This window comes from Marinobacter excellens LAMA 842 (genome assembly GCF_001574445.1).
GTDB lineage: Bacteria > Pseudomonadota > Gammaproteobacteria > Pseudomonadales > Oleiphilaceae > Marinobacter > Marinobacter shengliensis.
On sequence record NZ_LOCO01000006.1, the window covers coordinates 51351 to 75960 of the forward strand.

19 protein-coding genes and 1 tRNA gene are annotated in these 24610 nt (G+C 57.7%); 15 read left to right on the forward strand and 5 right to left on the reverse strand.

Features of this window, described 5'->3' with window-relative positions; all coding sequences use genetic code 11:
- Positions 1–49: 49 nt before the first annotated feature.
- From J122_RS07310 to J122_RS07330, 5 genes are all read left to right on the forward strand, one after another.
- Entirely contained in the window at positions 50–1678 is a 1629-nt protein-coding gene (locus J122_RS07310) for an acyl-CoA synthetase (protein ID WP_061331678.1), read from the forward strand.
- A 95-nt stretch (positions 1679–1773) separates the two neighbouring features.
- Positions 1774–3144: a solute carrier family 23 protein gene (locus J122_RS07315; RefSeq protein ID WP_061331679.1), complete on the forward strand. Its 1371-nt coding sequence runs from the start codon at positions 1774–1776 to the stop codon at positions 3142–3144.
- 246 nt (positions 3145–3390) lie between these two features.
- On the forward strand, positions 3391–4209 hold the full coding sequence (locus J122_RS07320) for a metal-dependent hydrolase (RefSeq protein WP_061331680.1): 819 nt from the start codon (positions 3391–3393) through the stop codon (positions 4207–4209).
- A gap of 118 nt (positions 4210–4327) precedes the next feature.
- On the forward strand, positions 4328–5278 hold the full coding sequence (locus J122_RS07325; RefSeq protein WP_061331681.1) for a DegV family protein: 951 nt from the start codon (positions 4328–4330) through the stop codon (positions 5276–5278).
- A 132-nt stretch (positions 5279–5410) separates the two neighbouring features.
- Positions 5411–6436 carry a hypothetical protein gene (locus tag J122_RS07330; protein WP_061331682.1) on the forward strand — a complete coding sequence of 342 codons (1026 nt, stop codon included), beginning with the start codon at positions 5411–5413 and terminating at the stop codon, positions 6434–6436.
- 111 nt (positions 6437–6547) lie between these two features.
- On the opposite strand, the gene fdxA is transcribed toward J122_RS07330, so the two are convergent.
- Together fdxA and mutS are read right to left on the reverse strand one after the other, a co-directional pair.
- Positions 6548–6871 (reverse strand): ferredoxin FdxA, encoded by a 324-nt coding sequence (gene fdxA / locus J122_RS07335; protein WP_011785560.1) that lies wholly within the window; start codon positions 6869–6871, stop codon positions 6548–6550.
- A gap of 163 nt (positions 6872–7034) precedes the next feature.
- On the reverse strand, positions 7035–9668 hold the full coding sequence (gene mutS, locus J122_RS07340) for a DNA mismatch repair protein MutS (protein ID WP_061331683.1): 2634 nt from the start codon (positions 9666–9668) through the stop codon (positions 7035–7037).
- Positions 9669–9771: 103 nt separating this feature from the next.
- Here mutS and pncC point away from each other — a divergent pair, with 103 nt between their 5' ends.
- The 3 genes from pncC (at position 9772) to J122_RS07355 (ending at position 12162) form a co-directional block, all read left to right on the forward strand.
- Positions 9772–10272, forward strand: a complete 501-nt coding sequence (pncC, locus tag J122_RS07345) for a nicotinamide-nucleotide amidase (protein WP_061331684.1) — start codon at positions 9772–9774, stop codon at positions 10270–10272.
- Positions 10273–10435: 163 nt separating this feature from the next.
- A complete protein-coding gene (recA, locus tag J122_RS07350; protein ID WP_061331685.1) occupies positions 10436–11479 on the forward strand; it encodes a recombinase RecA in 1044 nt (347 codons plus the stop codon).
- A 212-nt stretch (positions 11480–11691) separates the two neighbouring features.
- Positions 11692–12162, forward strand: a complete 471-nt coding sequence (locus J122_RS07355; protein ID WP_061331686.1) for a flavodoxin family protein — start codon at positions 11692–11694, stop codon at positions 12160–12162.
- Here J122_RS07355 and J122_RS07360 read toward each other — a convergent pair whose 3' ends face one another.
- Complete coding sequence (locus tag J122_RS07360; RefSeq protein ID WP_058093151.1) at positions 12163–12540, reverse strand: PilZ domain-containing protein; 378 nt, start codon at positions 12538–12540, stop codon at positions 12163–12165.
- Between the two features lie 239 nt (positions 12541–12779).
- Between J122_RS07360 and J122_RS07365 the strand changes: the two genes are divergently transcribed.
- The 3 genes from J122_RS07365 to J122_RS07375 are packed head-to-tail and all read left to right on the forward strand — an operon-like array spanning position 12780 to position 17464.
- Positions 12780–15188, forward strand: a complete 2409-nt coding sequence (locus J122_RS07365; RefSeq protein WP_061331687.1) for a Lon protease family protein — start codon at positions 12780–12782, stop codon at positions 15186–15188.
- Between the two features lie 38 nt (positions 15189–15226).
- Positions 15227–15847 carry a response regulator FixJ gene (gene fixJ, locus J122_RS07370; protein WP_058093114.1) on the forward strand — a complete coding sequence of 207 codons (621 nt, stop codon included), beginning with the start codon at positions 15227–15229 and terminating at the stop codon, positions 15845–15847.
- Between the two features lie 51 nt (positions 15848–15898).
- The gene (locus J122_RS07375) at positions 15899–17464 is read left to right on the forward strand and encodes a response regulator (RefSeq protein WP_061331688.1); all 1566 of its coding nucleotides are present in this window, start codon (positions 15899–15901) and stop codon (positions 17462–17464) included.
- 47 nt (positions 17465–17511) lie between these two features.
- On the opposite strand, the gene J122_RS07380 is transcribed toward J122_RS07375, so the two are convergent.
- Entirely contained in the window at positions 17512–18384 is an 873-nt protein-coding gene (locus J122_RS07380) for a MaoC family dehydratase (RefSeq protein ID WP_061331689.1), read from the reverse strand.
- A gap of 247 nt (positions 18385–18631) precedes the next feature.
- On the opposite strand from J122_RS07380, the gene J122_RS07385 reads away from it, so the two are divergent.
- Together J122_RS07385 and J122_RS07390 are read left to right on the forward strand one after the other, a co-directional pair.
- On the forward strand, positions 18632–19663 hold the full coding sequence (locus J122_RS07385) for an AraC family transcriptional regulator (RefSeq protein ID WP_061331690.1): 1032 nt from the start codon (positions 18632–18634) through the stop codon (positions 19661–19663).
- Positions 19664–19785: 122 nt separating this feature from the next.
- A tRNA-Asp gene (locus J122_RS07390) sits at positions 19786–19862 on the forward strand.
- Positions 19863–19886: 24 nt separating this feature from the next.
- Here the strand turns inward: J122_RS07390 and J122_RS07395 are convergent.
- Complete coding sequence (locus J122_RS07395; protein ID WP_061331769.1) at positions 19887–20930, reverse strand: AraC family transcriptional regulator; 1044 nt, start codon at positions 20928–20930, stop codon at positions 19887–19889.
- Between the two features lie 138 nt (positions 20931–21068).
- On the opposite strand from J122_RS07395, the gene J122_RS07400 reads away from it, so the two are divergent.
- Together J122_RS07400 and J122_RS07405 are read left to right on the forward strand one after the other, a co-directional pair.
- Positions 21069–23132: an NADPH-dependent 2,4-dienoyl-CoA reductase gene (locus tag J122_RS07400; protein WP_061331691.1), complete on the forward strand. Its 2064-nt coding sequence runs from the start codon at positions 21069–21071 to the stop codon at positions 23130–23132.
- Positions 23133–23271: 139 nt separating this feature from the next.
- A complete protein-coding gene (locus tag J122_RS07405) occupies positions 23272–24501 on the forward strand; it encodes a hypothetical protein (RefSeq protein WP_061331692.1) in 1230 nt (409 codons plus the stop codon).
- The last annotated feature ends 109 nt before the right edge of the window (positions 24502–24610 follow it).

The following is a 24610-nucleotide window of genomic DNA, read 5'->3' on the forward strand; positions in this document are numbered from 1 at the left end:
TCTTCTGAATATGCCATAAGAACAACATCTGAGTTAGAGGACCACACCAATGACTTCGATCTTCGACCAGGGCCTTGCGCCCCGGGATGCCAACTACGCAGTTCAGTCCCCCATTGATTTTATCGAGCGCACCGCCAGTGTGTACCCGGATTATCCGGCCATCATCCACGGTGCCATCCGTCGTAACTGGGCAGAAACCTATGACCGTTGCCTGCGCCTGGCCTCTGCCCTGAAAGGCCGGGGTATCGGCCGGGGCGATACCGTGGCGGTGATGCTGCCCAACATTCCTGCCATGGTGGAATGCCACTTTGGCGTGCCCATGATCGGCGCAGTACTGAACACCCTGAACGTGCGCCTGGATGCCGAGGCCATTGCCTTCATGCTGGAGCATGGTGAGGCGAAAGTCGTGATTGCCGACCGCGAATTTGGCCAGGTCGTTAAAGATGCGGTTCGTCATCTTGAGCACAAGCCCCTGGTGATTGATGTGGACGATCCTGAGTACGGCGAGGGTGTCCAGGTCAGCGACCTCGATTACGAAGCCTTCCTGCAGGAGGGTGATCCCGAGTTTCAGTGGAGCTTCCCGGCCGATGAGTGGGATGCCATTTCCCTGAACTACACCTCCGGCACCACGGGTAACCCCAAAGGTGTGGTTTATCACCACCGCGGCGCCTACATCAATGCCCTGGGTAACCAGACCGTTTGGTCCATGGGTATGCACCCGGTGTATCTGTGGACCCTGCCGATGTTCCACTGCAATGGCTGGTGTTTCCCCTGGACCATCACCGCCATGGCTGGCACCCACGTATGCCTGCGCCGGGTAGACCCTGAGAAGATCCTGCAACTGATCCGTGACCACCAGGTTACCCACATGTGCGGCGCGCCGATTGTTCTGAACGCACTGCTGAACGCGTCTCCGGAAGCGAAAGCCGGTATCGACCACGAAGTGAAGTCCATGACCGCCGGCGCGGCGCCCCCCGCCCAGGTGATTGGCTCCATCGAAGAAATGGGTATCAAGGTGACTCACGTTTACGGCCTGACCGAGGTGTATGGTCCGGTCACCGTCTGTGCCTGGAAGTCCGAATGGGATGAACTGCCATTGCGTGAGCGTGCCCAGATCAAGGCGCGCCAGGGCGTTCGTTATCACACCCTGGGCGGTACCATGGTGGCTGACCCCAACACCATGCAGCCGGTCCCGAAAGATGGCAAAACCATTGGCGAGATCTTCCTGCGCGGTAATACCGTGATGAAAGGTTACCTGAAGAACCCCAGTGCCACGGAAGAAGCCTTCCGGGGTGGTTGGTTCCACACCGGTGACCTGGCCGTGTGGCACGAAGACGGCTACATGGAAATCAAGGACCGCCTGAAAGACATCATCATCTCCGGCGGTGAGAATATCTCCACCATCGAGGTGGAAGACACCCTTTACCGCCACCCGGCGGTGATGGAAGCGGCGGTGGTTGCCCGCCCGGATGAGAAATGGGGCGAAACGCCCTGTGCTTTCATCACCCTCAAGCCAGAGGCAGGGGATGTGTCTGAAGAAGACATCATCAATTTCTGCCGCGAGCACCTGGCCCGGTTCAAGGTGCCCAAAACCGTGGTCTTCTCGGAGCTGCCGAAAACATCCACCGGCAAGATCCAGAAGTTCGTGCTGCGGGACCAGGCCAAAGATCTGAACTAATCCCCCTGAACGGCGGCATCTTTCGGTGCCGCCACACCTCGTCACAAAAACAACATTGACTGGCACCCTTTAACGGCGTGCCCGGAGGTAATGCAATGCAAATGTTCCACAGAAAAAACGGTGAAGAACAGCCGTTCTGGCCCGCGGGCCCTTTCAAAATCCGTCTGCCGTTCGTCCACTATCGTTGGGAGTTCGCAGAGATGGTCCAGGCCCTGATCATGTTCGTGGTCAGTTTGGCGATGATTCCCCTGCTTGAAACCTATCTCGGCGTACCCTACGAGGTGGCCCTGGCTTATGTCGTTATCTGCGGTATCGGTTTTATGCTGCCGGCGCTGCTGGGCGTGCCACTGGTTCCCGGCTGGATAACCCCGGGTATTCCTGTGGTGCTGCTGTTCCTCTCGGACTACGAGCCTGGCCCGGAGGCCATTCAGGCGCTGTTCGCCCTGCAGTTCCTGGTGTTCCTGATCTTCCTGATTCTGGGGGTTACCCGCCTGGGCAGTAAACTGGTTGAGTGGATTCCGCGCTCCATGAAGGGCGGTATCATTATCGGTGCGGGTATTGCGGCCCTGATGGGCGAAATTGAGGCTGGTGGCCGTCTGGCCAACACGCCCATTTCCCTGATTGTCGGTGGCCTGGTGTGTCTTTACCTGATGTTCTCGGTGTCCTTCAAGGGCTTCGTCGATAAGAGCAATATTGCCCGCAAGATTGCCAACTACGGCATGGTGCCGGGCATGGTTGTGGCGATCCTGGTTGGTTTTGCCACTGGTGAATACGCTGTACCGGATGTGCAGTGGGGCATCACCAAGCCGGCCTTTGACCAGCTGTGGAACTACCTGCCGTTTACCGTAGGTTTCCCGGATCTGAATATCTTCCTGTATGCGATCCCGACTGCGGTTATCGCTTACGTGATTGCCTTCGGCGATATCGTGGTGGGGCAGTCCCTGATGAACCGTGTCGACCACCTGCGTAAAGACGAAGACATCGACAACAGCATTGACCGTGTTCACCTGGTAACTGCTATCCGTAACGGTGGCCACGCGTTCTTTGCGCCATACCCTGGCCTTGCTGGTCCAATCTGGACAGCGGTCACCGCCACCATGGCCGAACGCTACAAGTATGGCCGTAACGCCATGGATTCCATCTACAGCGGCGGTGGTACTTTCTGGATTACCGGCTTTATTGCCCTGTTTGTCCTGCCGCTGGTGAGCTTCTTCCAGCCGGTGCTGCCGATTGCGCTGTCGCTGACCCTGCTGCTGACCGGTTACATTTGTTTGATGGTGGGCCTGGAGCAGCTGGAGAACAACACCGAGCGAGGCATTGCCGGCACCATGGGTGTGGTTCTGGCGGTGTATGGCGCAGGCTGGGGCCTGGCGACCGGTGCGGTTCTCTACTACCTGATCGAACGCACTCATTTACTGAAATTCACTTCCGACCCGGAGGCCCCGGGCGCCGAGAAGAGCGAGTAACACTGAACCCGGTGCCGTTAGTAACTTGGCGGCACCAACCCACTGTGTGTCCTTGGGAGGCTTGATGCCTCCCTTTTTTTGTTTGCATAAGCGTGCTGACAGTTTGTCATTTCATGACAAATTGTCGAAATTGTCAGCCTGGCCCCTTCCGGTTATCTGGAATACGGGGGTACACTGGCCGAACTGGTGAAAATTTATCCGATGTCGAGTGCTTTAATAACAACAAACCGACAACAGGGGGCCGAAATGACCATCAGTTCCACACCGGACGGCGTCGCCGTCAAACCCAGGCATCTGCGTTTTGATGTAAGGGACGAGTTGAAAACCCTTTGGCACGGCAACGATGCCTTCCGCACCGCATTCTTCAATGCCTTGTCGCTGCAGTTTCCCGACGGAGAGCAGCAATTCATCAACGCTGTTCGCCTGTACCGGGACCAGATCACCGACCCTAAGCTCAAAGAAGAGATCAAAGGCTTTATCGGCCAGGAAGCCCTGCACAGCCGTGAGCACAAAGATTACAACGAAGCCCTGAAAGCCCGTGGCTACGATATTGATGCTCTTGATGCGCGCTTTCGCAAACACATGGACTGGGTGGGGCGGTTGCCACCCAGCAGACAACTGGCTGGTACCTGCGGTGCAGAGCACTACACCGCCGTGCTGGCCAACGCCATTCTCAGTCACCCCGAGTGGATGGAGGGCGCTACGCCGACAATGCAGAGGTTATGGCGCTGGCATGCCATTGAGGAAACCGAGCACAAGTCGGTGGCGTTCGACGTATACCGGGCCTGCGTTGGCAATGAGCGGTTGCGCCGGATTGTCTTTCTGTTTGTCACCTGGAATTTCTTCAAGTACACCTTCATCAACACCTGCAGCCTGCTGAAGACGGATGGCAAGCTCTGGAGTCTGAAAACCTGGTTAGGCGGGCTGAATTTTCTCTGGGGGAAGCCCGGCGTTCTGCGCAAGTGCCTACCGGAATTCATGGCCTACTTCCGGAAAGGGTTCCACCCATGGCAGCAAGACAACCGTCGGCTCCTGGAACATAACCTGAAAGAACTGGAGGCTTGACAGCCTGAGGTGGGTGCTGAAATTTTCACCAATCTGTGCAAGACTGTAGCGCGACAAAAATAATGACAATAAAGGGCATGCCCATGTGAGGTGTTGCCCGCACCCGGAGACACACAGCATGCGAGTAGGCCTGATTGTAGATTCCGCCTGTGACCTGCCCTATGACTTTGCCCGCAAGCACGACCTGTTCGTTCTGCCGGTAACCGCTATTATCGACGGCCAGACCTACACCGATAAACATTGCCCGGTTCGTACCCAGGAGTTTTATCAAAGTGGCCTGCTGGGCAAAGGTCATGAAGCGGAAACCAAAGCCTACACTGCCGAACAGATCCATGACCTGTTCATGGAAAAGATCGTGACCGAGTTCGATGTGGCCATCTGCGAAACCGTCACCAAAAGCCGTAGCCAGATTTTCCAGAACGCCGCGGAAGCCATGAACTCGGTCATGGCTCATTACGAGGAGGCCCGTAAGGCCGCTGGCCGGGATGGCAAGTTCTCCATGCGGGTGATCGACAGTAAACAGATCTTTGCCGGGCAGGGTTTGCTGGCGGCCCATACTCTGAAACTGATTGAGCAAAAGCTTTCCAAGAATGCCCTTCGGCATGAGGTCGAGACGTTTACCGACAAGATCTATACCTGTGTGATTCCCCGAGATCTGCACTATATACGCGAGCGTGCCCGGCGCCGTGGTGACAAAAGCGTCTCGGCGTTTGCCGCGTTCCTGGGTAAGGCCCTGAACATTGTCCCGGTGATCTTTGGCCAGGGTGCCGAAGGCAAACCCGTGGTTAAAACCCGCAACTTTGATATGGCAGTCGAGAAAGTAATGAATTACGCGGTCGCCCGGGTGGAGGCTGGTTTATTGACGCCTTACGTCAGCTTGTCCTGCGGCCTGGCCTGGACGGAGATCGAAGATCTGCCAGGCCTGAATCGCTTGCGCGATGCCTGTGAAAGCAATGGGGTAGAGCTGTTGCTGTCACAAATGGGTATTACCAGTGCCATCTACGTGGGCCCGGGCAGTATCTGCCTGGCCCTGGCCGCCGAGCCCCATACCTTCAACGATTTCCAGTAGCCTCCAGGCCCGTCGGCCCAGACTGGCCCTGCATTGCCCCAGCCGGGGTAATTCCGGCGAACCCGCGCCAGGCCAGTTCGTGTTAGCCTCGTTGGCAACGTTCAGGACCCTAGCCAAAAGGATGCCCGGTTTATGTCAAAGACAAGCCCAAGCCTTGCCGATACTTTGTTGGAAGCACACGTCAAACATGAGATGTCTGCTCTCAAAGGGGCGAAACTGAAAAAGTTCATCGATAACGAGGTGGACGAACTGCTCGATCACGCGGGCAGTGTCACCCTGAACCGACTGGTGAGCGCGGACCAGGTGATGGGCGTGATCCAGCGTATTGTGGTGGATATGGAGCTGGACGCCGGTATTCCGGAGCTGGCCGCGGAAATGGCGACCGAGGTCATGAATGCCTCGGTCCAGTCTGACACCACCCTGGGCGAGATCCTGTCTCGTGAACAGGCCAGCGGGTTCATCGAAGAAGCCCTGGAGCTGCGTCACCAACGTGAGCGCATTATTGCCGAAATCATGGCGCACCCGGTCTACCAGGAGCTGGTGTCCAACGTGGTCTACCACGGTCTGGTCAATTACCTCTATGAAGACAACCTGATTACCCGGTCTGTGCCTGGTGTTGGCTCAATGATGAAGTTCGGCAAGAAAATGGCCAATAGGGCGGTGCCCGGGCTGGACGAAACGTTTGAGCGGCGCATCAAGGCCTGGTTGGCAGACAGTTTGCCGGGGCTGATTTCCCGCAGTGAGCAATTCCTGCACAAGGCGCTGTCTGATGATGAGCTGAGAGATACCGTGATGGCTGCCTGGGTATCCCTGGAAGGTCGCACCATTGCTGAGCTCAAAGAGGGACTGGGCGATGTGGAGTTGCAGGAGTTCGTGGTGATGGGGTACGAGTTTTGGCTGAATTTCCGGAAAACCGGCTACTTTGAAGGCTGCGCCAGGGCGGTGGTGGAGCATCTTTTTGCCAAGTATGGCGATCGCCCGGTCATGGACCTGTTGCAGGATGTCGGGGTGACTCGAGAGGTTATCGTGACCGAAGTGGAATCCCTGGCGCTGCCCATCGTGGAGGTGTTGGCCGAGGAGGGCTACCTCGAGGCACTGGTACGCCGGCGTTTGGGAGCATTCTATCGATCTGCAGCAGCCAAAAAATTGCTGGCTTAGTCTGTTTGGCGGTTTCCTTGCCCTGAGCCCGTCAATACCCGGGCTCAAACAAAAAGGCCGGACGATGTTTGTCGTCCGGCCTTTTTGTTGTTGAAGTAATGCTGGAGGTTCTTAGCGCTCCAGATACTTCAGTTTGTCAGGCTTGCCGTCCCACTCTTCAGCGTCTGGCAGCGGGTCTTTCTTCTCGGTGATGTTCGGCCATTTGCCAGCCAGCTCGGCGTTGATCTCAACGAACGCTTCCTGGCCCGCCGGCAGTTCGTCTTCAGAGAAGATGGCCTCGGCCGGGCACTCGGGCTCGCACAGGGCGCAATCTATGCACTCGTCCGGGTCAATCACCAGAAAGTTGGGGCCTTCGTAGAAGCAGTCCACCGGGCAGACTTCCACGCAGTCAGTGTATTTGCACTTGATGCAGTTATCAGTAACGATAAACGCCATAGTCAGATCCCTGGTTCGTAAAGTATTCGGTCTCATCAGGAGCCCTGAAAATCCGGCCCCGCCTATAATTTTGTGCGCGATATTGTAGGGAGCGCCCCCCGTGCCCGCAAGCTTTCCACTGCTATAACCTTATTACATGGATCAATTCTGGCCCACTTTTCGGTTATTTTTCCATTAATGCCCTGAGTTCGTATAGCTGATTCAGGGCGTCCCTGGGCGTCAGCCCATCAATGTCCATGCTTTTCAACGCTTCCTCGACCACGCTGGGTTCCGCACTGGCAAACATATCGCCCTGGAACACGGCCTCCGTAACGGCTGGTTGCCTGGTGGTTTTGGCCGCTGGTGACGGCTCTGACGCAATGCTGGCAGGCGCCGGTGCGGAGGGGCCATTAAGGCCTTCCAGATGCGCCAGCTGAGCCTTGGCATTGCGAATCACATCCTGTGGCACACCCGCCAGTTTGGCCACTTGCAAGCCATAGCTCTGGCTGGCCGGGCCATCGTGCACATTGTGCAGGAAGACAATGGAGTCGTCGTGCTCGGTGGCCGTCAGATGCACATTCACCGCATGTTCCAGGTCATCCGCCAGTTGGGTCAGTTCGAAGTAGTGGGTGGCGAACAGGGTGTAGCAACGAATGTCCCTGGCCAGGTGCTCAGCTGTGGCCCAGGCCAGCGACAGGCCGTCAAAGGTACTGGTACCGCGGCCCACCTCATCCATCAGCACTAGGCTGTGCTCGGTGGCGTTGTGCAGGATGTTGGCGGTTTCGGTCATTTCCACCATAAACGTGGAGCGGCCGCCGGCAATGTCATCGGAAGAACCCATGCGGGTGAAAATCCGGTCTACCGGCCCCAGCACCGCCCGGTTGGCGGGCACAAAGCTGCCGGTGTAGGCGAGCAGGGCAATTAACGCGGCCTGGCGCATGTAGGTGGACTTACCGCCCATGTTCGGGCCGGTGATCACCAGCATCCGCCGCTTGGCGTCCATCAGCAGGTTGTTCGGCACGAAGGGCTCGTCGAGCAGTTGCTCCACCACCGGATGGCGGCCCTCTTCCACATCAAAACCCGGCTGCTCGGTGAACTCCGGGGCGGTGAAACGCAGGCTGGTGGCCCGCTCGGCAAAGTTACTGAGCACATCCAGTTCCGCCAGGGCCTGGGCGGCGTCCTGCAGCGGTGCCAACTGCTCGGCGACGGTTTCCAATACCTCGTCGTACAGTCCTTTTTCCCGGGCCAGCGCCCGGCTCTTGGCGCTCAGGGCCTTGTCTTCAAATTCTTTCAGTTCCGGCGTGATGAACCGCTCGGCGTTTTTCAGGGTCTGGCGGCGGATGTAATCCACCGGCGCCTGGTCAGATTGGGCCCGGCTAATCTCGATGTAGTAACCGTGCACCCGGTTGTAGCCCACTTTCAGCGTGGAAATGCCGGTGCGTTCGCGCTCGCGGGTTTCCACATCCAACAGGTACTGGCCAGCGTTCTCGCTGATGTTGCGCAGTTCGTCCAGTTCTTCGTCGAAGCCTTCGGCAATCACGCCGCCGTCCCGGATCACCACGGGCGGGTTCTCGATAATGGCCCGCTCCAGCAGGTCTGCCAGTTCCGGGTATTCGTCAATAACCGTGGCCAGCTTCACCAGGTGATGTGAGTTAACGGGCTTTAGAGCCTCCTGCAGCCCCGGTAAGCTCTGGAACGCATCCCGCAGGCGTGCGAGGTCCCGGGGGCGGGCTGAGCGCAGCGCGACTCGGGCCAGAATCCGCTCGATATCACCCACCTGCTTGAGCAGATCGTGGATTGGCTCGTAATGGAAGCCGTCCAGCAAAGCCGACACCGCCTGCTGGCGCTGGCGCACGACCTCCACATTCCTGAGCGGCCGGTTCAGCCAACGGCGCAACTCCCGGGCGCCCATGGCCGTGGCTGTGCGGTCCATTACCCAGGCAAGGGTGTACTGCTGGCCGCCCATCAGGTTGGTGTCTATTTCCAGGTTGCGGCGGCTGGCGGCGTCCAGGATCACCGCATCTTCCCGACGCTCGCGGGTCAGTTTGCGGATGTGGGGCAGGGCGGTACGCTGGGTTTCCCGGGCGTACTGCAGCAGGCAGCCGGCGGCGCAGATCGCCAGGTGCAGGTCTTCACAGCCAAAACCGGTCAGGTCTTTAACCTGCAGCTGTTGGGTAATCACCCGCCGGGCGGAATCCATCTCAAACAACCAGGGGCCCTGGCGACGAACCCCGGTGAAGCCCTCCAGCACATCGCTGTAAGGGAAGTCCTCGCTGATCAGAATCTCCGCCGGCCGCAGGCGCTGCAGCTCCCCCTGCAGAGCTTCCAGGCTTTCCAGCTCTGCGACCGCAAACCGGCCACTGGAGATGTCCAGCGACGCGAAGCCGAACTGCTCCTTATGACTGAAAATCGACACCAACAGGTTGTCCCGCCGGTCTTCCAGAAACGCCTCGTCGCTCAGGGTGCCCGGTGTCACCACGCGCACCACCTGACGATCAACCGGCCCTTTACTGGTGGCCGGGTCGCCAATCTGCTCAGCAATAGCGATGGATTGACCTGCGCGCACCATGCGGGCAATGTAACCTTCAGCCGCATGGAAAGGCACGCCCGCCATCGGGATGGGGTTGCCCCCGGACTGGCCCCGGGCCGTCAGGGTAATGTCCAGAAGTTCCGCTGCTTTCTTGGCGTCGTCGTAAAACAGCTCATAGAAATCACCCATGCGATAAAACACCAGCTCGTTCGGGTGTTCCCGCTTGATCTTCAGGTACTGCTGCATCATCGGGGTGTGCTTGGAAAGATCGGTCTGGGCTACTGACATGGGTTTGTCCGGTTGATCGTACTTTTGGGTGAAAGCGGGGATTGTAAGAAAATAATGCCCGTGATGAAACGAAGGGTTTGGCAACAGACACAGGGAGATTGTTATGCAGGCCTCTGACCAACAACTGGAGAGCGCTGGAAACACGCTGGGTGAATGGCTCGTCGAGCACGGTAAAACCATCGCCACCGCCGAAAGCTGTACCGGCGGCTGGGTGGCCAAAGTGCTGACTGACCGGGCGGGGTCGTCTGCGTACCTTATGGCCGGGTTGGTGACCTACAGCAACGAGGCGAAACAGGCCATTCTGGGGGTTGAAGAATCGGTGCTCGCCGAGCATGGCGCGGTGAGCGAGCCAGTGGTTCGCCAGATGGTCGCCGGTGCCATACGTGCTGCGGACGCTGACATAGCCGTGGCCATCAGCGGCATTGCCGGCCCTGGCGGCGGCAGTGATGAAAAGCCTGTAGGCACCGTATGGTTCGCCTGGGGCACCGGCCCGGACCGCATCGAAACCAGCGTGCAGTGCTTTGATGGCAACCGGGATCAGGTACGCCGCAAGTCGGTTTTGTATGTTCTGCAAGGGGTTACGGAGTTTCTGAAAACGCTGTGACGTTTTTCACCCGGGCAGGGGTTGGTCTCAGCGAAGCCTTATGTTTTAATACTGTTCAAATATACAGGAAAACACTGGATGCCTCCGGTGTCATCGCTTCGAATTTCGCTACTGTCGGCCCAGTCTCGGCCCAGTAGCTCCGGCAAATGAGGGTCAGGTACCAATGGAAGACAATCGCAAGAAAGCACTCGGCGCAGCACTCAGCCAGATTGAACGCCAGTTCGGCAAGGGTGCCGTGATGAAAATGGGCGATCAGCCCCGTGAAGCCATTCCTGCGGTATCCACCGGTTCCCTCGGGCTGGACGTGGCCCTGGGTATTGGTGGCCTGCCTTACGGCCGGATCGTTGAAATCTACGGCCCGGAAAGCTCCGGTAAAACCACACTGACCCTGCAGGTTATTGCTGAAGCCCAAAAGGCTGGCAAAACCTGCGCCTTCATCGACGCCGAGCACGCGCTCGACCCCATCTACGCAGAAAAGCTGGGCGTAAACGTAGACGACCTGCTGGTTTCCCAGCCAGACACCGGCGAACAGGCCCTGGAAATCGCCGACATGCTGGTGCGCTCCAACGCCATTGACGTGATCATCGTCGACTCCGTTGCCGCACTCACACCGAAAGCCGAAATCGAAGGCGAAATGGGTGACAGCCACGTCGGCCTCCAGGCCCGCCTGATGTCCCAGGCTCTGCGTAAACTGACCGGTAACGTCAAACACGCGAACTGCCTGATGGTCTTCATCAACCAGATCCGCATGAAGATCGGCGTCATGTTCGGCAGCCCGGAAACCACCACCGGTGGTAACGCCCTGAAATTCTACTCCTCCGTACGCCTGGACATCCGCCGCATTGGCGCTGTCAAAGAGGGCGACGAAGTGGTCGGTAACGAAACCCGCGTAAAAGTCGTCAAGAACAAGGTATCTCCGCCCTTCAAACAGGCCGAGTTCCAGATCATGTACGGCAAGGGCATCTACCACATGGCCGAAGTGCTGGACATGGGCGTTAAAGAAGGCTTCGTCGACAAATCCGGCGCCTGGTACGCCTACAACGGCGACAAAATCGGCCAGGGCAAAGCCAACGCCTGCAAGTTCCTGGAAGAGAACATGGACATCGCCAACGAAATCGAAGCCAAGGTTCGTGACAAACTGATGCCGAAGCCGGTGAAGAAGGAAGCGGCAGAAGCGCCAGCGGAAGCGAGCGGCGAGTTGCTGTAACCCGCTTCATACGGCTCTATGCGGCGTTGATACGTTGGACGGCATATTCGGAGCCTAGCGAGTTGTGGCAGGGAGCCCCTCACGGGAATCTCGTAGGCCATGGATGGCCGGAGCGAAGCGCACATGGATGTGCTCGTAGCGTTTCCCGTGAGGGGGTTCCTGCCACAACTCATGCTCCATGAGTTAACGGCAAGAAGGGAGTCGGACGGCAAATGTCTAGCAAAAAGAGACTACTCATCGTAGCCCACGCCCCATCCCCGAATACCCTGAAACTCCGGAACGCCACTGAAAAAGGCGCCCGTAACCCCGACATCGAAGCCGTAGAAGTGGTGGTAAAAGCCCCACTGGATGCCGGCCCCGAAGACATCCTCGCCTGCGATGCCATCATTCTCGGCACCACCGAAAACCTCGGCTACATGTCCGGCGCCCTCAAAGATTTCTTCGACCGAAGCTATTACCCCTGCCTCGAGAAAACCCAGGGCCTGCCCTTTGCCTACTACATCCGCGCCGGCCACGACGGCACCGGCACCCGCCGCGCCATCGACAGCATCACCACCGGATTACGCTGGAAACGCATACAGGAGCCATTGCTGTGCAGGGGAGATTACAGGGATGAATTCGAGCAACAGTGCGAGGAACTGGGCATGTACGTGGCGGCCAGCCTGGATGCTGGCCTGATCTGATTAACTGGCGAACCGGTTGTAAAAACCCTCAATCCGGGAAAGCGCATTGTCGATCGCTCTCGAGTAGCCTTTCTTGTCGAGACAGTAGCTGAACTGCAGACTCACACGGAAGCCCGTCTGAAACGGCTGGCACGACACCACTCGGGCATCAATGCGCGACTCGCTGATGTATTTACCCTCAATATCCAGGAACAAATGCGCGCCGGAGTCTACCGGCCGAGGGCACAGCACCGCCATACCGTAACGATTGAGGTCCAGGCAGGTTACCGCCACTGGCTGCTTCCCGCGACCAAAGAACGCCCTCTCACGGAGTTGCACCCTGAGACACGACGCCGAAAAACGATCCTTGATGCGGCGATCTGCGGAATAATTCGTCATTGCTTTGACCATCACCCGTATTGTACTTGTTGTATCCGGAATCCGTCCGGGCATGGAAGTGTAGTAATCGACGGCCTGCCTGAAAAATGACCAAGGGGGAATTTGTGACCCGGTTGGCATATTGTCACGAATCCGGCCTCTTCCGATAAATGCGGCGCGGATAGGCGACAGCTTGAAGCTCAAACACTACAATGCGAGCGACAGTTACTACTCAAAACCGAACTCAACGGGAATCGAACTTGAAGTCATTGCCCTTGCATCAGCTCTACAAAGCCTGCGTTCTCAAAGATCTGCCATTCAAAACCACCCGGCAACTGGAGCCGCTGGCTGAGATTGTTGGCCAGAACCGCGCTCAGGAAGCGGTTCGTTTTGCGCTCGCCATGCCCCACGGTGGTTATAACGTGTATGCGGTCGGTCGCAATGGCTTGGGTAAGCGCACCATGATGCTCCGGTACCTGGAACACCACGTCGATACCGAACAGCAGAGCCACGACTGGTGTTACGTGGCCAACTTCGATGAGCCGCGCAATCCGCGTTTGCTGCAACTGCCGGCAGGAATGGGCACCCAGCTCAAACAGGACATGGACAAGCTGATGTCGCGGTTGGTGAAGGTGATTCCCCAGACGTTTGACAGTGACAGCTTCCTGGAGCGCTCCGAGCACCTCAAGAACGAGTACGGCAAAAAGCAGGAAGATGAGCTCGAGAAAGTGGCCAAGCAGGCCCGGCGCAAGAAAGTCAGCCTCACGGTAACCACACCGGGTGGCTATCGGCTGGTTGCCATGAATGGCGATGAGCCCCACACCGTGGAGAGCTTCCAGGCGCTGACCGATGAGCAGCGTGACAAGTTTGAAGACACCATCAACGCCCTTGAAAAGAAGCTCCGCCAGGCCCTTCGCAAGCTGGCCGATTGGGAGCAGGAGTACGCCGAGAAGCAACAGGCATTGAACCAGGAAACCCTCGAAGGCATCTCGGGCCACCAGATTGATGAGTTGGTCAAGCGCTACAACGACCAGCCAGACGTGGTTTCCTATCTTGAAGCCGTTCGCAAAGATCTGGTCGACAACCTGGATATCTTCCTTGAGGACGATGAAGAGCAGGCGGCGATCGCCTACGCCTCACTGGACAAGAAAACGCCCCGGCGCTACGTGATCAATGTGCTGGTGCACCAGAAAACCAATGAAGTGCCGGTGGTGGTGGAAGACAATCCCACCTACCACAACCTGTTCGGGTACGTTGAAAACGTCACGTTCAAAGGCACCGTGTTCACCGACTTCTCCCTGATTCGCCCGGGTAGTCTGCACAAAGCCAATGGCGGTTACCTGCTGATGGATGCCATCAAGGTGCTGGAGCAGCCGTTTGTCTGGGACGGTCTGAAGCGCGCCCTGCGCTCCCGCACCCTGCAGATCAATTCCCTGGAGCGGGAGCTGACGCTTTCAGGGACCATTTCCATTGAGCCGGAAGCCGTACCTCTGGATGTTAAAATTGTGCTGTTTGGTGATCGCGAAACCTGGATGCTGCTGCAGGAATACGATTCCGAGTTTGCTGAGCTGTTCCGGGTGACCGCCGATTTCGAAAACGAGATGTACCGTACTGAGGAAAGCCAGCTTCTGTATGCCAAGTTCATTGCCAGTCTGGTGGTGGAGAAGAAGCTGCTGCACTGCACCAATAAAGCGGTGGCCCGTATAATCGAGCACAGCGCGCGCATGGCCGAACATCAGAACAGGCTCTCGCTGCATGCAGCGGACATCGCCAACATTTTAAGGGAATCCGATTTCTGGGCCCGACAGGCGGGTGCCAAACTGATCTCTGAAGTGCACGTTGAGCGCGCGCTGGAGAGTGCCCGTTACCGTAGCAGCCGTATCCGGGATCATTTTTACGATTCGGTTCGGGACGGCTCCACCCTGGTGACCACAACCGGCACCTGCGTCGGTCAGGTGAACGCCTTGTCGGTGCTGTCGACCGGCGGTTTCGAGTTTGGTCTTTCCAACCGGGTAACCGCAACCTGCTACTATGGTGATGGCGGTGTCATGGACATCGAGCGGGACGTGAAGCTGGGTGGCAATATCCATTCCAAAGGCGTGATGATTCTCAGCTCCTGGCTGGCCTCCCATTTTGCGGTGAATGACCCGATGCACCTGTCGGCCAGTCTGACCTTCGAGCAGAACTACGGCGAAGTGGACGGTGACAGCGCCTCCCTGGCCGAGCTGTGCGCCTTGATCTCTGCACTGTCTGGTATTCCGGTGCGGCAGGATCTTGCGATTACCGGCTCGGTGAACCAGTTTGGCGAGGTGCAGCCGATTGGCGGCGTCAACGAAAAGGTCGAAGGCTTTTACGCCACCTGTGAGCTGAAGGGCGGCCTGACCGGCTCCCAGGGCGTTATTATCCCGGTCACTAACGTGCAGAACCTGATGCTGGACAGCGAAGTGGTCACGGCATCCAAGGCGGGCAAATTTGCCGTATACCCGGTTGCCCGTGTGGAGGAGGCCATTACACTGTTGCTTGGCAAACCGGCGGGCAAGGCCGATGACAAAGGCAGGTACCCCAAGCAAAGCGTTTTTGGCATTATCCAGCAACGGCTCGAGAAAATGCGGGAACATGAACGGCAGGAACATGCCAGGGACGATCACAAAGATCCGTCCATCCACTGACCGGCTCCATAATAAAACGGACAGGAGAAAACAGATCCATGACTGATATCCAGCAGACTGTGTATGTGGTAGAGGACGACGAGGCCGTCCGCGATTCACTGGAATTGTTGCTGAAATCCGATGGCAAGCCGGTGAAAACCTATGAAAGCGCCGGCTCTTTTCTGGCAGATTATTCTGACCAGATGGCGGGCTGCATTGTGCTGGATATCCGTATGCCGGGTATGGACGGCATGGAGTTGCAGAAAAAACTCAACGACAAGCATTCGATCCTGCCCATTATCTTCGTGACGGGGCATGGCGACGTTCCCATGGCTGTCGATGCCATGAAGGAAGGTGCCGTCGACTTTATCCAGAAGCCCTATCGCGAGGAAGCGCTGCTGGAGAAGATCGAGGCGGCGCTGGAGCAGGATCGTGAGCAGCGGAAATCTCTGGATGAGCGCCAGGAGATCGTTCGCCGTATCAAGAGCCTGACACCCCGCGAGCGTGAAATCATGGATCGGATGATTGCGGGCCAGGCCAACAAGGTGATCGCCATCGAGCTTGAGATCAGCCAGCGCACCGTTGAGATTCACCGGTCCCGTGTGATGCACAAGATGGGCACCCATTCATTGGCACATCTGGTGCGTATGGTTCTGTCCGTAAAGGAACTTATCGACTAGGTCTGTCGGTATCGTCATCATACAATGACGTTTTTAACCGGCCATGTTTCTATGACTGAAGTTGTCAGTGAGAACTCCGAGGTGACGGTTCTGCTGGTTGATGACAACCCGCAGAACCTGAAAGTCCTCTACGAGACCCTGAAAGACAAAGGCTACCGGCTTCTGATCGCCAACGAAGGCGAGAAAGCATTGGACCTTGCCCACCGCCATCATCCGGAAGTGATTCTGCTGGATATCATGATGCCGGAAATGGACGGCTATGAGGTGTGTGAGCGCCTGAAAGCCGATCCGGAAACTTCAGATTGTGCCGTTGTATTCCTGTCAGCCCTGGACGACCTGCAGGCCAAGGTGAAAGGCTTCAGCCTGGGTGGTGCAGACTACATCTCCAAGCCATTCCAGTCCCTGGAAGTGATTGCAAGGGTTAAAACCCACGCCCAGGTGATTCGCCTCGAGCGGCAACTCCAGGCCCGGAACCGCGAGCTGCAGAGCGATCAGGCGCGCATCCTGAACTCCATCAGCGAGGGCATCTACGGCCTTGACGAGAACGGCATCATCGAATTTGCCAATCCCGCAGCCGCCATGATTATGGGATGCCCGGCGGAAGACCTGATCGGCAAGAGTTTTTTCGAACTGCACTTTTCGACGGCGGCGGAGTGCCAGGACAGCCTGCCGGTGATGGCCACCTGCCGGCAAGGTGTGGCGGAAAACCAGCGTGATATCCGGCTGCTGCGAGCTGATGGCAGTGGCTTCCCCGCGGAGTATCGTTCCACCCCCAAACTGGATGACGGCGAGTTGCATGGCGCGGTGGTTGTGTTTCGGGACATTACCGTGGAACTGGACAACGAACTGGCCCTGGAGGAAGCGCGGGCCCTGGTTCAGGAACAGCGGGATCAACTGGCCCACACCTCACGCCTGACCACCATGGGTGAGATGGCCGCAGGGTTTGCCCATGAGGTCAACCAACCGCTGACCGCTATCACCAATTATGCCCGGGTGTCCAAGCGCATGATGGCCAAGGAGCAACCGGACCTTGTGTTGCTTCAGGAAACCCTCGACAAGATCGAAGCGCAGTCGCACAGGGCCAGTGAGATTATTCGCCGCATCCGACGGTTCATGAAAAAGCCTGCCACTGGTAAAGAAGTCCTGTCTGTTCCGGTGCTGCTGGAGGACACCCGGCAGTTTGCGGAAGTGGATATGAGGAACAACGAGGGCGGTATTGATGTCCGCGTTGAAGATGACCTGCCAGACGTACTGGCGGACCCGATTCAGGTGCAGCAGGTTGCCCTTAACCTGATCCGTAATGCCCTTGAAGCCACTCGCAGTGCCGAATCATCCACGCCTGTGGAAGTCAGCGCCCGCCGATGCGGTGACCAGTGTGTGCGCATTCAGGTGCTCGATCACGGGGTGGGTGTGCCGGAGGATGCCGAGGAAAAGCTGTTTCATCCCTTCTACACTACCAAGGATGAAGGCATGGGCATTGGTCTGGCCACCTGCCGGTCCCTGATTCAGGCCCAGGGTGGCGACATTGGCTATGAGCGTCCGGAAGAGGGTGGTGCCTGCTTCTACTTCACGCTGCCTGTTGCCAATGCGGAGGGGCAGCCCTGCGCAGCAGATTGAGCATCGATCTGGCGGTGAGCGGCCAGATCGATGCGTTTATCCCGCCGTTATAGCCATTCAATACGACCACTCAGGTGTGGCGCATCGCCTTTGCTGTTCAGGAGCTGGTAATCCCAGGCGTCGCTGGCGGTCTGCCAGTTCAGTTGGGCGGTGCCGGGCAGAAACAGGGGTTTCTTGAACTGACAGCTCACCCGCACAGGGCCGGATTGCCAGTCAGCCTGCTGTTCCAGTAATGACAGCGCCCGGGCTTTGCTCCACACGCCATGGGCAATGGCCCGTGGGAAGCCAAAGGCTTTGGCACTCAATGCGTGCATGTGAATCGGGTTGCGGTCCCCGGATACCTGCCCGTACCGTCGCCCAAGGTTCTCCGGTGCCGTGATGGACTCGCTGAACGGATAGGTTTCGAGTTTGGGCGGTTGCGCTTTCGGCTTGCCACCTTCAGCATTTGCCATCCGGAACAGGTTGGTGCTTACCTCCTCCCAGATCAGCCGGCCCGCAGAGCGCGCCTCGGTGATCAGGTCGAACTCGATGCCGCGCTCCGTGCTCTGCTGATTGCCCAACGTAACCCGGATATCCAGGTTTTCGCCGGTCTGGATGGGTCGGTGTTGGGTGATGGTGTTGCGCAGATGCACAAGGCCCAGCAGGGGCAGTGGAAACCGTTTGTCGGTCAGCAATTTCAGGTGCAGCGGGAAAGCAAGGATGTGCGGCCAGGTCATGGGCAGGGTGGAGCCAGGCTTGAATCCGCACACGTTCAGATAGCGGGACAACATCGGCGTATCTGTGGCCACGCCCAGCAGCTCAGCCTGCAATTCCGGGATCTCTGTGTTGGCGCCGGGCTTGTGTGATTTTGGCAGCAGTGCTCTGCCGAACATGGGCAGCAGAGAGGGTGGGGTGCTGCGATAAATCAGTGGTTCTGTCATGGTATTCTTCTCCCTTGTTGGCCTGATCGGCCGGGTAATTTCCCGTGAATCAGTAACGTAATTACCGATTTTCTCTACATTCTGGTACAACTGTGCGTCTGTGGCCTGATATGCTCTAATGTAAGACGAAAGTCGTGGCGGCCTCGCAGTCTGGCAAACCCCTCCAGATCGGGCATTGACCCGCCGTGCCATGAGCACTGTCCGGTGGGTCAAAGTAGTAACCATATAAATAAAATAGCGGGATACTATGCAGGAACTACGTGATGCGGGCGTGATGTTGCGCCTGATTTATGAGGCGATGAAGAAAAAGGGTGTCGATACCGATGCCATATTCAGCCGCCTCGGCGTTGACGAGAACTACGTCTACACAGACCAGCTTCGCACTCCCCACAGCGCCCAGCTTTACTTCTGGCAGGCGGTGGAGGATGTATCCGGCGACCCGGACATAGGCCTGCACCTGGGGCCGCTGTTGCCCGCCTATAAGGGCCAGGTTCTCGAATACCTGTTTCTCAGCAGCCCAACCTTCGGAGAGGGACTGCGCCGGGCTCAGAACTATCAGCGCTTGCTGAGCGATGCCGCCAATACCGATTTCTTCATTGAAGGCGAAGAAGCCTGCATGGTGCTGGACGCCGCCTCCGATGAGATTCGCAAGCTCAAGCACTTCAATGAGTGCTTCGTACAGGGGCTGATTACCTTCTTCAAGTCCATCACCGATGGCAATTTCTACCCATCACGAATCGAGTTCGAGCATGGGCGGGAGCAGGGAGCCGAGCACGTACGCGAAGTTCTGGGTTGTAACGTGGTTTTTGGCGCAGAAGAAAACCGGTTGTATTTCCCCGCTGCGATGCTGTCCCACGCCTCTCCCCACGCCGAACCAGAACTGTTGGCGCTGCACGAGCGCTTTGCCAGTGAACAGGTGGCGCGGCTAGAGAAAAAGGACATTGTCGGTCAGGTGGAGCGCATCATCGCCGAGCTGCTGGACAGCGGCGAGGTGACCCTGGATGCCGTTGCAGAACGGCTGGGTATCAAACCAAGAACCTTGCGCACCCGGCTCACCGAGGCGGAAACCAGCTTCAACCAGGTGCTGGCGGATTTCCGCTATCGGCTGGCGCGGCAGCTCCTTGCGACCACCGATGAGTCCATTGATGAAATTGTGTACCTCACCGGTTTTTCCGAACCCAGTACGTTCTATCGGGCGTTCAAGCGCTGGTCTGGTATGACGCCCATCGAATACCGGAAGACGGCCCAGGGCAAAGATGCCATGGTTGACGCCATGTAACCGGGGGTTTGGAAAAATCTGAAAAAAGTTCAGTAAAAGCGTTGACATAAACGGGGGCCTCTTTATAATGCGCCCTCGTTGTCACCGAGCAGTCAGCAAACAGGCTGTTAGGCAACAAACGCGGAGCGGTAGTTCAGTTGGTTAGAATACCGGCCTGTCACGCCGGGGGTCGCGGGTTCGAGTCCCGTCCGCTCCGCCATTTTTATCCCCCCCTTGCTTTACCTCAGTTACTTCCCTTGATGTGTTTCCGGTATTCTCCCGGGCTTATGCCATACCAGCGCCGATAGGCCTTGTGGAAGGCTGGTGGGTTCGCGAATCCCAATAGCCAGGCGATTTCCGAAAGCGAACTGTTGGTCTCCTGCAAATAGTCTTGTGCGAGTTGTCGTCGAGTGTTGTCCAGCAACTCCCGAAAGCCGGTTCCTTCACTGGCAAGCTGTCGTTGCAGTGTCCAGGGCGTTGTTCCCAGTCGGTTGGCCAGGGTTTCAATGGTGGGTGTTTCTCCCCGCAATAACGGCGTCATCAGGTACCGGGCCCTGTCAGCCACACTCCAGCCTTTGCGAATCTGCTGCAGCTCCTGTTCACACCAGGCGGTCAGTTTTTCGTGCATACCTTGGTGCGCCTGGCTCGGTGCCTGAAGCCAAACGCTCTCCTTCAGACGAATCGAGTTTTCCTTCGCGCCGAATTCCACGGGGCAACGAAACCAGCTCTCGAATACCTCGTCCAGCCCGATCGAGGGATACTCAATTCGTACCCGTTCCAGGATGTCGTAACGGCCGGTCATGTGTCTGATCAGTTGGGTCCAGGCGGCAAGGATGGAGTCCACGACAAAGTAGTTGTACTGGTTGTATGGACTGATCGAATAGAAACAGGCCTTACGGTGTTCAGCCGCCAGACTTGGCTCGCCTCTGGAGTTCCGGCTGCTTAACAGAGCATACCGTACCAGTGTGGCAAGGGACTGGTGTACGGTGTTGGCGGTTTCTGCGGCCAGGCCGGCAATGCCGGCGTCGATGGGGCGGGTCAGGGCGCCCATACGCAGGCCCAGGGCGGGGTTGCCCGTTGTGGCGATGGCAGCCTGGCCCAGGCGCATGAACCTGGGAATGCTGATGCGTCCTTCCGGCGCGGCCAGCTCAGGGTCGTTAAGATGGAACTGGGATTTTAGCCTTTCGGCATCGCCTCCCTCGGCCTCAGTGGCACGCAGCAACACGGAAGCATAGAGCAGGCTGATGTCGCCCAGCGAATTCTGGTTGGGTCTGGATGCATTGGTCATGATCGTATTATCGGTGTTGTCCAGGGATAATAAAATGTTCTTTTTGGATATTGTTGCGCTGGCGGGAGCTGGGTAGTGTAGGGCCATAACAACGGGCGCGATGGTTGCCCGATCCTACAATCGATGAGGAGATTACCAATGGCTGCATCACCGGGCGTGAGCAAGTACCCGCACCTGCTTGAACCACTGGACCTTGGCTTTACCACCCTGCGTAACCGCACACTGATGGGTTCCATGCATACCGGCCTGGAGGAAGTGAAAAACGGATTCGAGCGTCTGGCTGCGTTTTACGCCGAGCGTGCCCTTGGTGGCGTTGGCCTGATCGTAACCGGTGGCATCGGCCCGAATACCGAAGGTGCGGTATTCCAGCACGCCGCCAAGATGAACACAGAGGAAGAATCTGACAAGCACAAGGTGATTACCCAGGCGGTGCATGAGGCTGACGGCAAAATCTGTATGCAGATCCTGCATGCGGGCCGTTACGCGTATTCCCCTGAGCTGGTCGCGCCTTCGGCTATCCAGGCGCCGATCAATCCGTTCAAGCCCAAAGAGCTGGACGAAGCCGGCATCCAGAAGCAGATCGACGACTACGTGAACTGTGCTGCCCTGGCTCAGCGCGCTGGATACGACGGCGTGGAGATCATGGGTTCCGAGGGTTATTTCATTAACCAGTTCATTGTCAAACACACCAACCACCGCACCGATCAGTGGGGTGGCAGTTACGAGAACCGCATTCGCCTGCCCATTGAAATCGTTCGCCGGGTTCGTGAGCGCGTGGGCGAAAACTTCATCATCATTTATCGCCTTTCCATGCTCGATCTGATCGAAGACGGCAGCACCTGGGAAGAAGTGGTGCACCTGGCCAAGGAAATCGAGAAGGCTGGCGCCACCATTATCAACACCGGTATCGGCTGGCATGAGGCCCGTGTGCCGACCATCGCCACATCCGTGCCCCGTGGCGCCTTCACCAAGGTAACGGCCCGCCTCAAGGGTGAAGTCAGTATTCCGCTGGTAACCACCAACCGGATCAACATGCCGGACGTTGCCGAGAAGGTTCTGGCAGAAGGTGATGCGGATATGGTGTCCATGGCCCGCCCCTTCCTGGCGGACGCTGACCTGGTGCTCAAGGCGGCGGAAGACCGCGCCGAGGAGATCAATACCTGCATCGGCTGTAACCAGGCCTGTCTTGATCACACGTTTAGCGGCAAGCTGACGTCCTGCCTGGTCAATCCCCGCGCCTGCCACGAAACCGAACTGGCGTATGTGAAGACGGCTACGCCGAAGTCGGTTGCGGTGGTTGGTGCTGGTCCCGCAGGCCTGGCGTTTGCCTCGGTTGCCGCGGAGCGTGGACATAAAGTCACCGTCTTTGACGCCGGTAGCGAGGTGGGCGGTCAATTCAATGTGGCCAAACGCATTCCGGGCAAGGAAGAATTTTACGAAACCCTGCGCTACTTCCGGGTGATGCTCGACAAACATGGCGTTGATATTCGGCTCAATACCCGCGTTACGGCAGAGGACCTCAAGGCCGGTGGCTTTGATGAGGTGGTCCTGGCCACTGGCGTGGAGCCACGCACACCGGAGATCGAAGGTATTGATCACCCGAAGGTGATTGGCTACCTGGATGCGTTGTTGGAGCGTAAGCCGGTTGGTCAGAAGGTTGCTGTCATCGGTGCGGGTGGTATCGGCTTCGATGTGTCTGAATTCATCGTCCACAAGGGTGAATCGCCTTCGTTGAACACCGAGCACTTCATGAAGGAGTGGGGCGTGGATCTCACGGTTGAGCACCGTGGCGGTATTCAGGGTGTTCAGCCTCAGGTGCCTGAGCCTGCGCGGGAGGTCTACCTGCTGCAGCGCAAGGCCTCGAAAGTTGGCAAGAACCTGGGCAAGACCACCGGCTGGATTCATCGTACCTCTCTCAAGCACCGCAACGTGCAGATGGTGCCCGGCGTCAGCTATCGCAAGATTGATGACGAAGGCCTGCACATCACCATTACACCGAAAGGTGCCGAGCAGGGCGAGGATAAAGTGTTGCCGGTGGATACCATCATCGTGTGTGCTGGTCAGGAGCCGCTGCGTGAGCTGCACGCAGGCCTGGAAGCAGCCGGTTTGCCGGTGCATCTGATTGGTGGTGCCGATGTGGCGGCAGAGCTGGATGCAAAGCGGGCCATTGATCAGGGTAGCCGCCTGGCAGCGGAGATCTGATCACAAAACGTTGCAGTTTTTCTCTGTGTTTCGGTTAAGGTCTGGCTAGACTATGGAGTTGAAGAGCGGGAGGGGGATGGAACTCTCTTCCCGCATCGGGCGTCCATAACAAGAGTTTTCCGAAGCATGGAGAAAGTGAATGGTTAATGCCGGGCAGGCAGCCGACGGGTATTCGGCGGTTTTCTTTATGGAGGGCAGTCAGGTTGCCCGGCAGATGCGGTTGTCTGAATTTGGCGCGTTTCTGGACGGCTATGTTGGCCTATCTGATCTTGCCGAGACAGATGTTCGGGCGGTGCTGGTCAACCTTTCACCGGAGTTGACGGTTCGGTCGTTGGTTTTCTTCCGTATCTGGTTTGATGATGAGGGGCGGGCCGACAGTCACTGGAACGTGCCTATCGAGGCGTTGGCAGAGAAAGGCGCCAAGGGACCGGATATGGGCGGCGGTGCTATCCGGCTGGTTTGTAGGAGCCAGTGTCCTGATCCGGCATTTGCCCAGGAACTCTGGGACCCGGACATGACACCGGGCAGTAACCACTTCCAGTTGATCCGCAAAGCGGTTGACGCCAACGCTTTGCGTTTCCAGAAGGTGGAACCGGAAGAAGAGAATATTCCGGTCCTGACCGCGGCGAGTGTGGAGCAGCCCGTCGAGGATAACCGTGACCGGGCCCGTGTTGCCCAGATCCTCCGTGAACAGCGGCTCAGGATCAAAACCCTCCAAAGTGTGCATCGGGATTCCCTGGCTGACCTCCAGCGTGAGCATCGCCTCGAAATGCAGGCTTTGCGCAGCGAAATGTCAGATCTGGAACAGCGATACGAACGCACCCGGATCAGCAATGAACAGCTCAAACAGCGCCTGGCTCAGCGCAACGAGCAATATCTCTCCATGCAGGAAAAAATGGCGGAGGGCGACGCCCGCCAGCGTAAGGACGTTCATGCTGACGCCGAGACCGTTCTGCTGCATGAACAGCTGGAGCGCAAACAGCGTGAGCTGGAGCTTCGGGATGACAAAATTGTTGCCCTTGAGCAGGAAAACCACGAGCTTCGACACCAGGTACCACCCGAGGATTCGCTGCTGGAACAGTTGCAGAGCCAGTCCGTATTCCTGGTTGCCTATCATCCCGGCGTGGGCCATATCACACTGCCTTACGACGATATCGATACCTATTTTGGCAATCCGGTGGCCTATGCCGCCGAGCGTTGCGGTATGAACGAGCCGGCCTACAAAGACTGGCTGGCACACTACGAACACCCGGTTTGCCGCCACGTGGATAGTGACGGAAATGCCTGCGGTGAGCCGATCATGCGGGTAACCCAGCCGGCGGAATTCCAGCCAGGGGTAGATGATCATTGCGAACAGCACCGGTCCTGACGCGGATCTTTTTTCAGTATCTGCCTGAGATTCGTTAAACTGTGGCTCTGTTCGTTACAGAACAGGAGGGGCCATGCCTTTCCTGTCTCATTCAGACACCACGGGATAC

Coding starts and splice junctions, on each gene's coding strand:
- J122_RS07360 (WP_058093151.1), bottom strand. CDS start 12,540: ATGACGAATTATTCCGCAGATCGCCGCATCAAGGATCGTTTTTCGGCG.
- J122_RS07320 (WP_061331680.1), top strand. CDS start 3,391: ATGACCATCAGTTCCACACCGGACGGCGTCGCCGTCAAACCCAGGCAT.
- recA (WP_061331685.1), top strand. CDS start 10,436: ATGGAAGACAATCGCAAGAAAGCACTCGGCGCAGCACTCAGCCAGATT.
- fdxA (WP_011785560.1), bottom strand. CDS start 6,871: ATGGCGTTTATCGTTACTGATAACTGCATCAAGTGCAAATACACTGAC.
- J122_RS07395 (WP_061331769.1), bottom strand. CDS start 20,930: ATGACCAATGCATCCAGACCCAACCAGAATTCGCTGGGCGACATCAGC.
- J122_RS07375 (WP_061331688.1), top strand. CDS start 15,899: ATGACTGAAGTTGTCAGTGAGAACTCCGAGGTGACGGTTCTGCTGGTT.
- J122_RS07400 (WP_061331691.1), top strand. CDS start 21,069: ATGGCTGCATCACCGGGCGTGAGCAAGTACCCGCACCTGCTTGAACCA.
- J122_RS07325 (WP_061331681.1), top strand. CDS start 4,328: ATGCGAGTAGGCCTGATTGTAGATTCCGCCTGTGACCTGCCCTATGAC.
- J122_RS07315 (WP_061331679.1), top strand. CDS start 1,774: ATGCAAATGTTCCACAGAAAAAACGGTGAAGAACAGCCGTTCTGGCCC.
- mutS (WP_061331683.1), bottom strand. CDS start 9,668: ATGTCAGTAGCCCAGACCGATCTTTCCAAGCACACCCCGATGATGCAG.
- pncC (WP_061331684.1), top strand. CDS start 9,772: ATGCAGGCCTCTGACCAACAACTGGAGAGCGCTGGAAACACGCTGGGT.
- J122_RS07380 (WP_061331689.1), bottom strand. CDS start 18,384: ATGACAGAACCACTGATTTATCGCAGCACCCCACCCTCTCTGCTGCCC.
- J122_RS07310 (WP_061331678.1), top strand. CDS start 50: ATGACTTCGATCTTCGACCAGGGCCTTGCGCCCCGGGATGCCAACTAC.
- fixJ (WP_058093114.1), top strand. CDS start 15,227: ATGACTGATATCCAGCAGACTGTGTATGTGGTAGAGGACGACGAGGCC.
- J122_RS07330 (WP_061331682.1), top strand. CDS start 5,411: ATGTCAAAGACAAGCCCAAGCCTTGCCGATACTTTGTTGGAAGCACAC.
- J122_RS07355 (WP_061331686.1), top strand. CDS start 11,692: ATGTCTAGCAAAAAGAGACTACTCATCGTAGCCCACGCCCCATCCCCG.
- J122_RS07405 (WP_061331692.1), top strand. CDS start 23,272: ATGGTTAATGCCGGGCAGGCAGCCGACGGGTATTCGGCGGTTTTCTTT.
- J122_RS07385 (WP_061331690.1), top strand. CDS start 18,632: ATGCAGGAACTACGTGATGCGGGCGTGATGTTGCGCCTGATTTATGAG.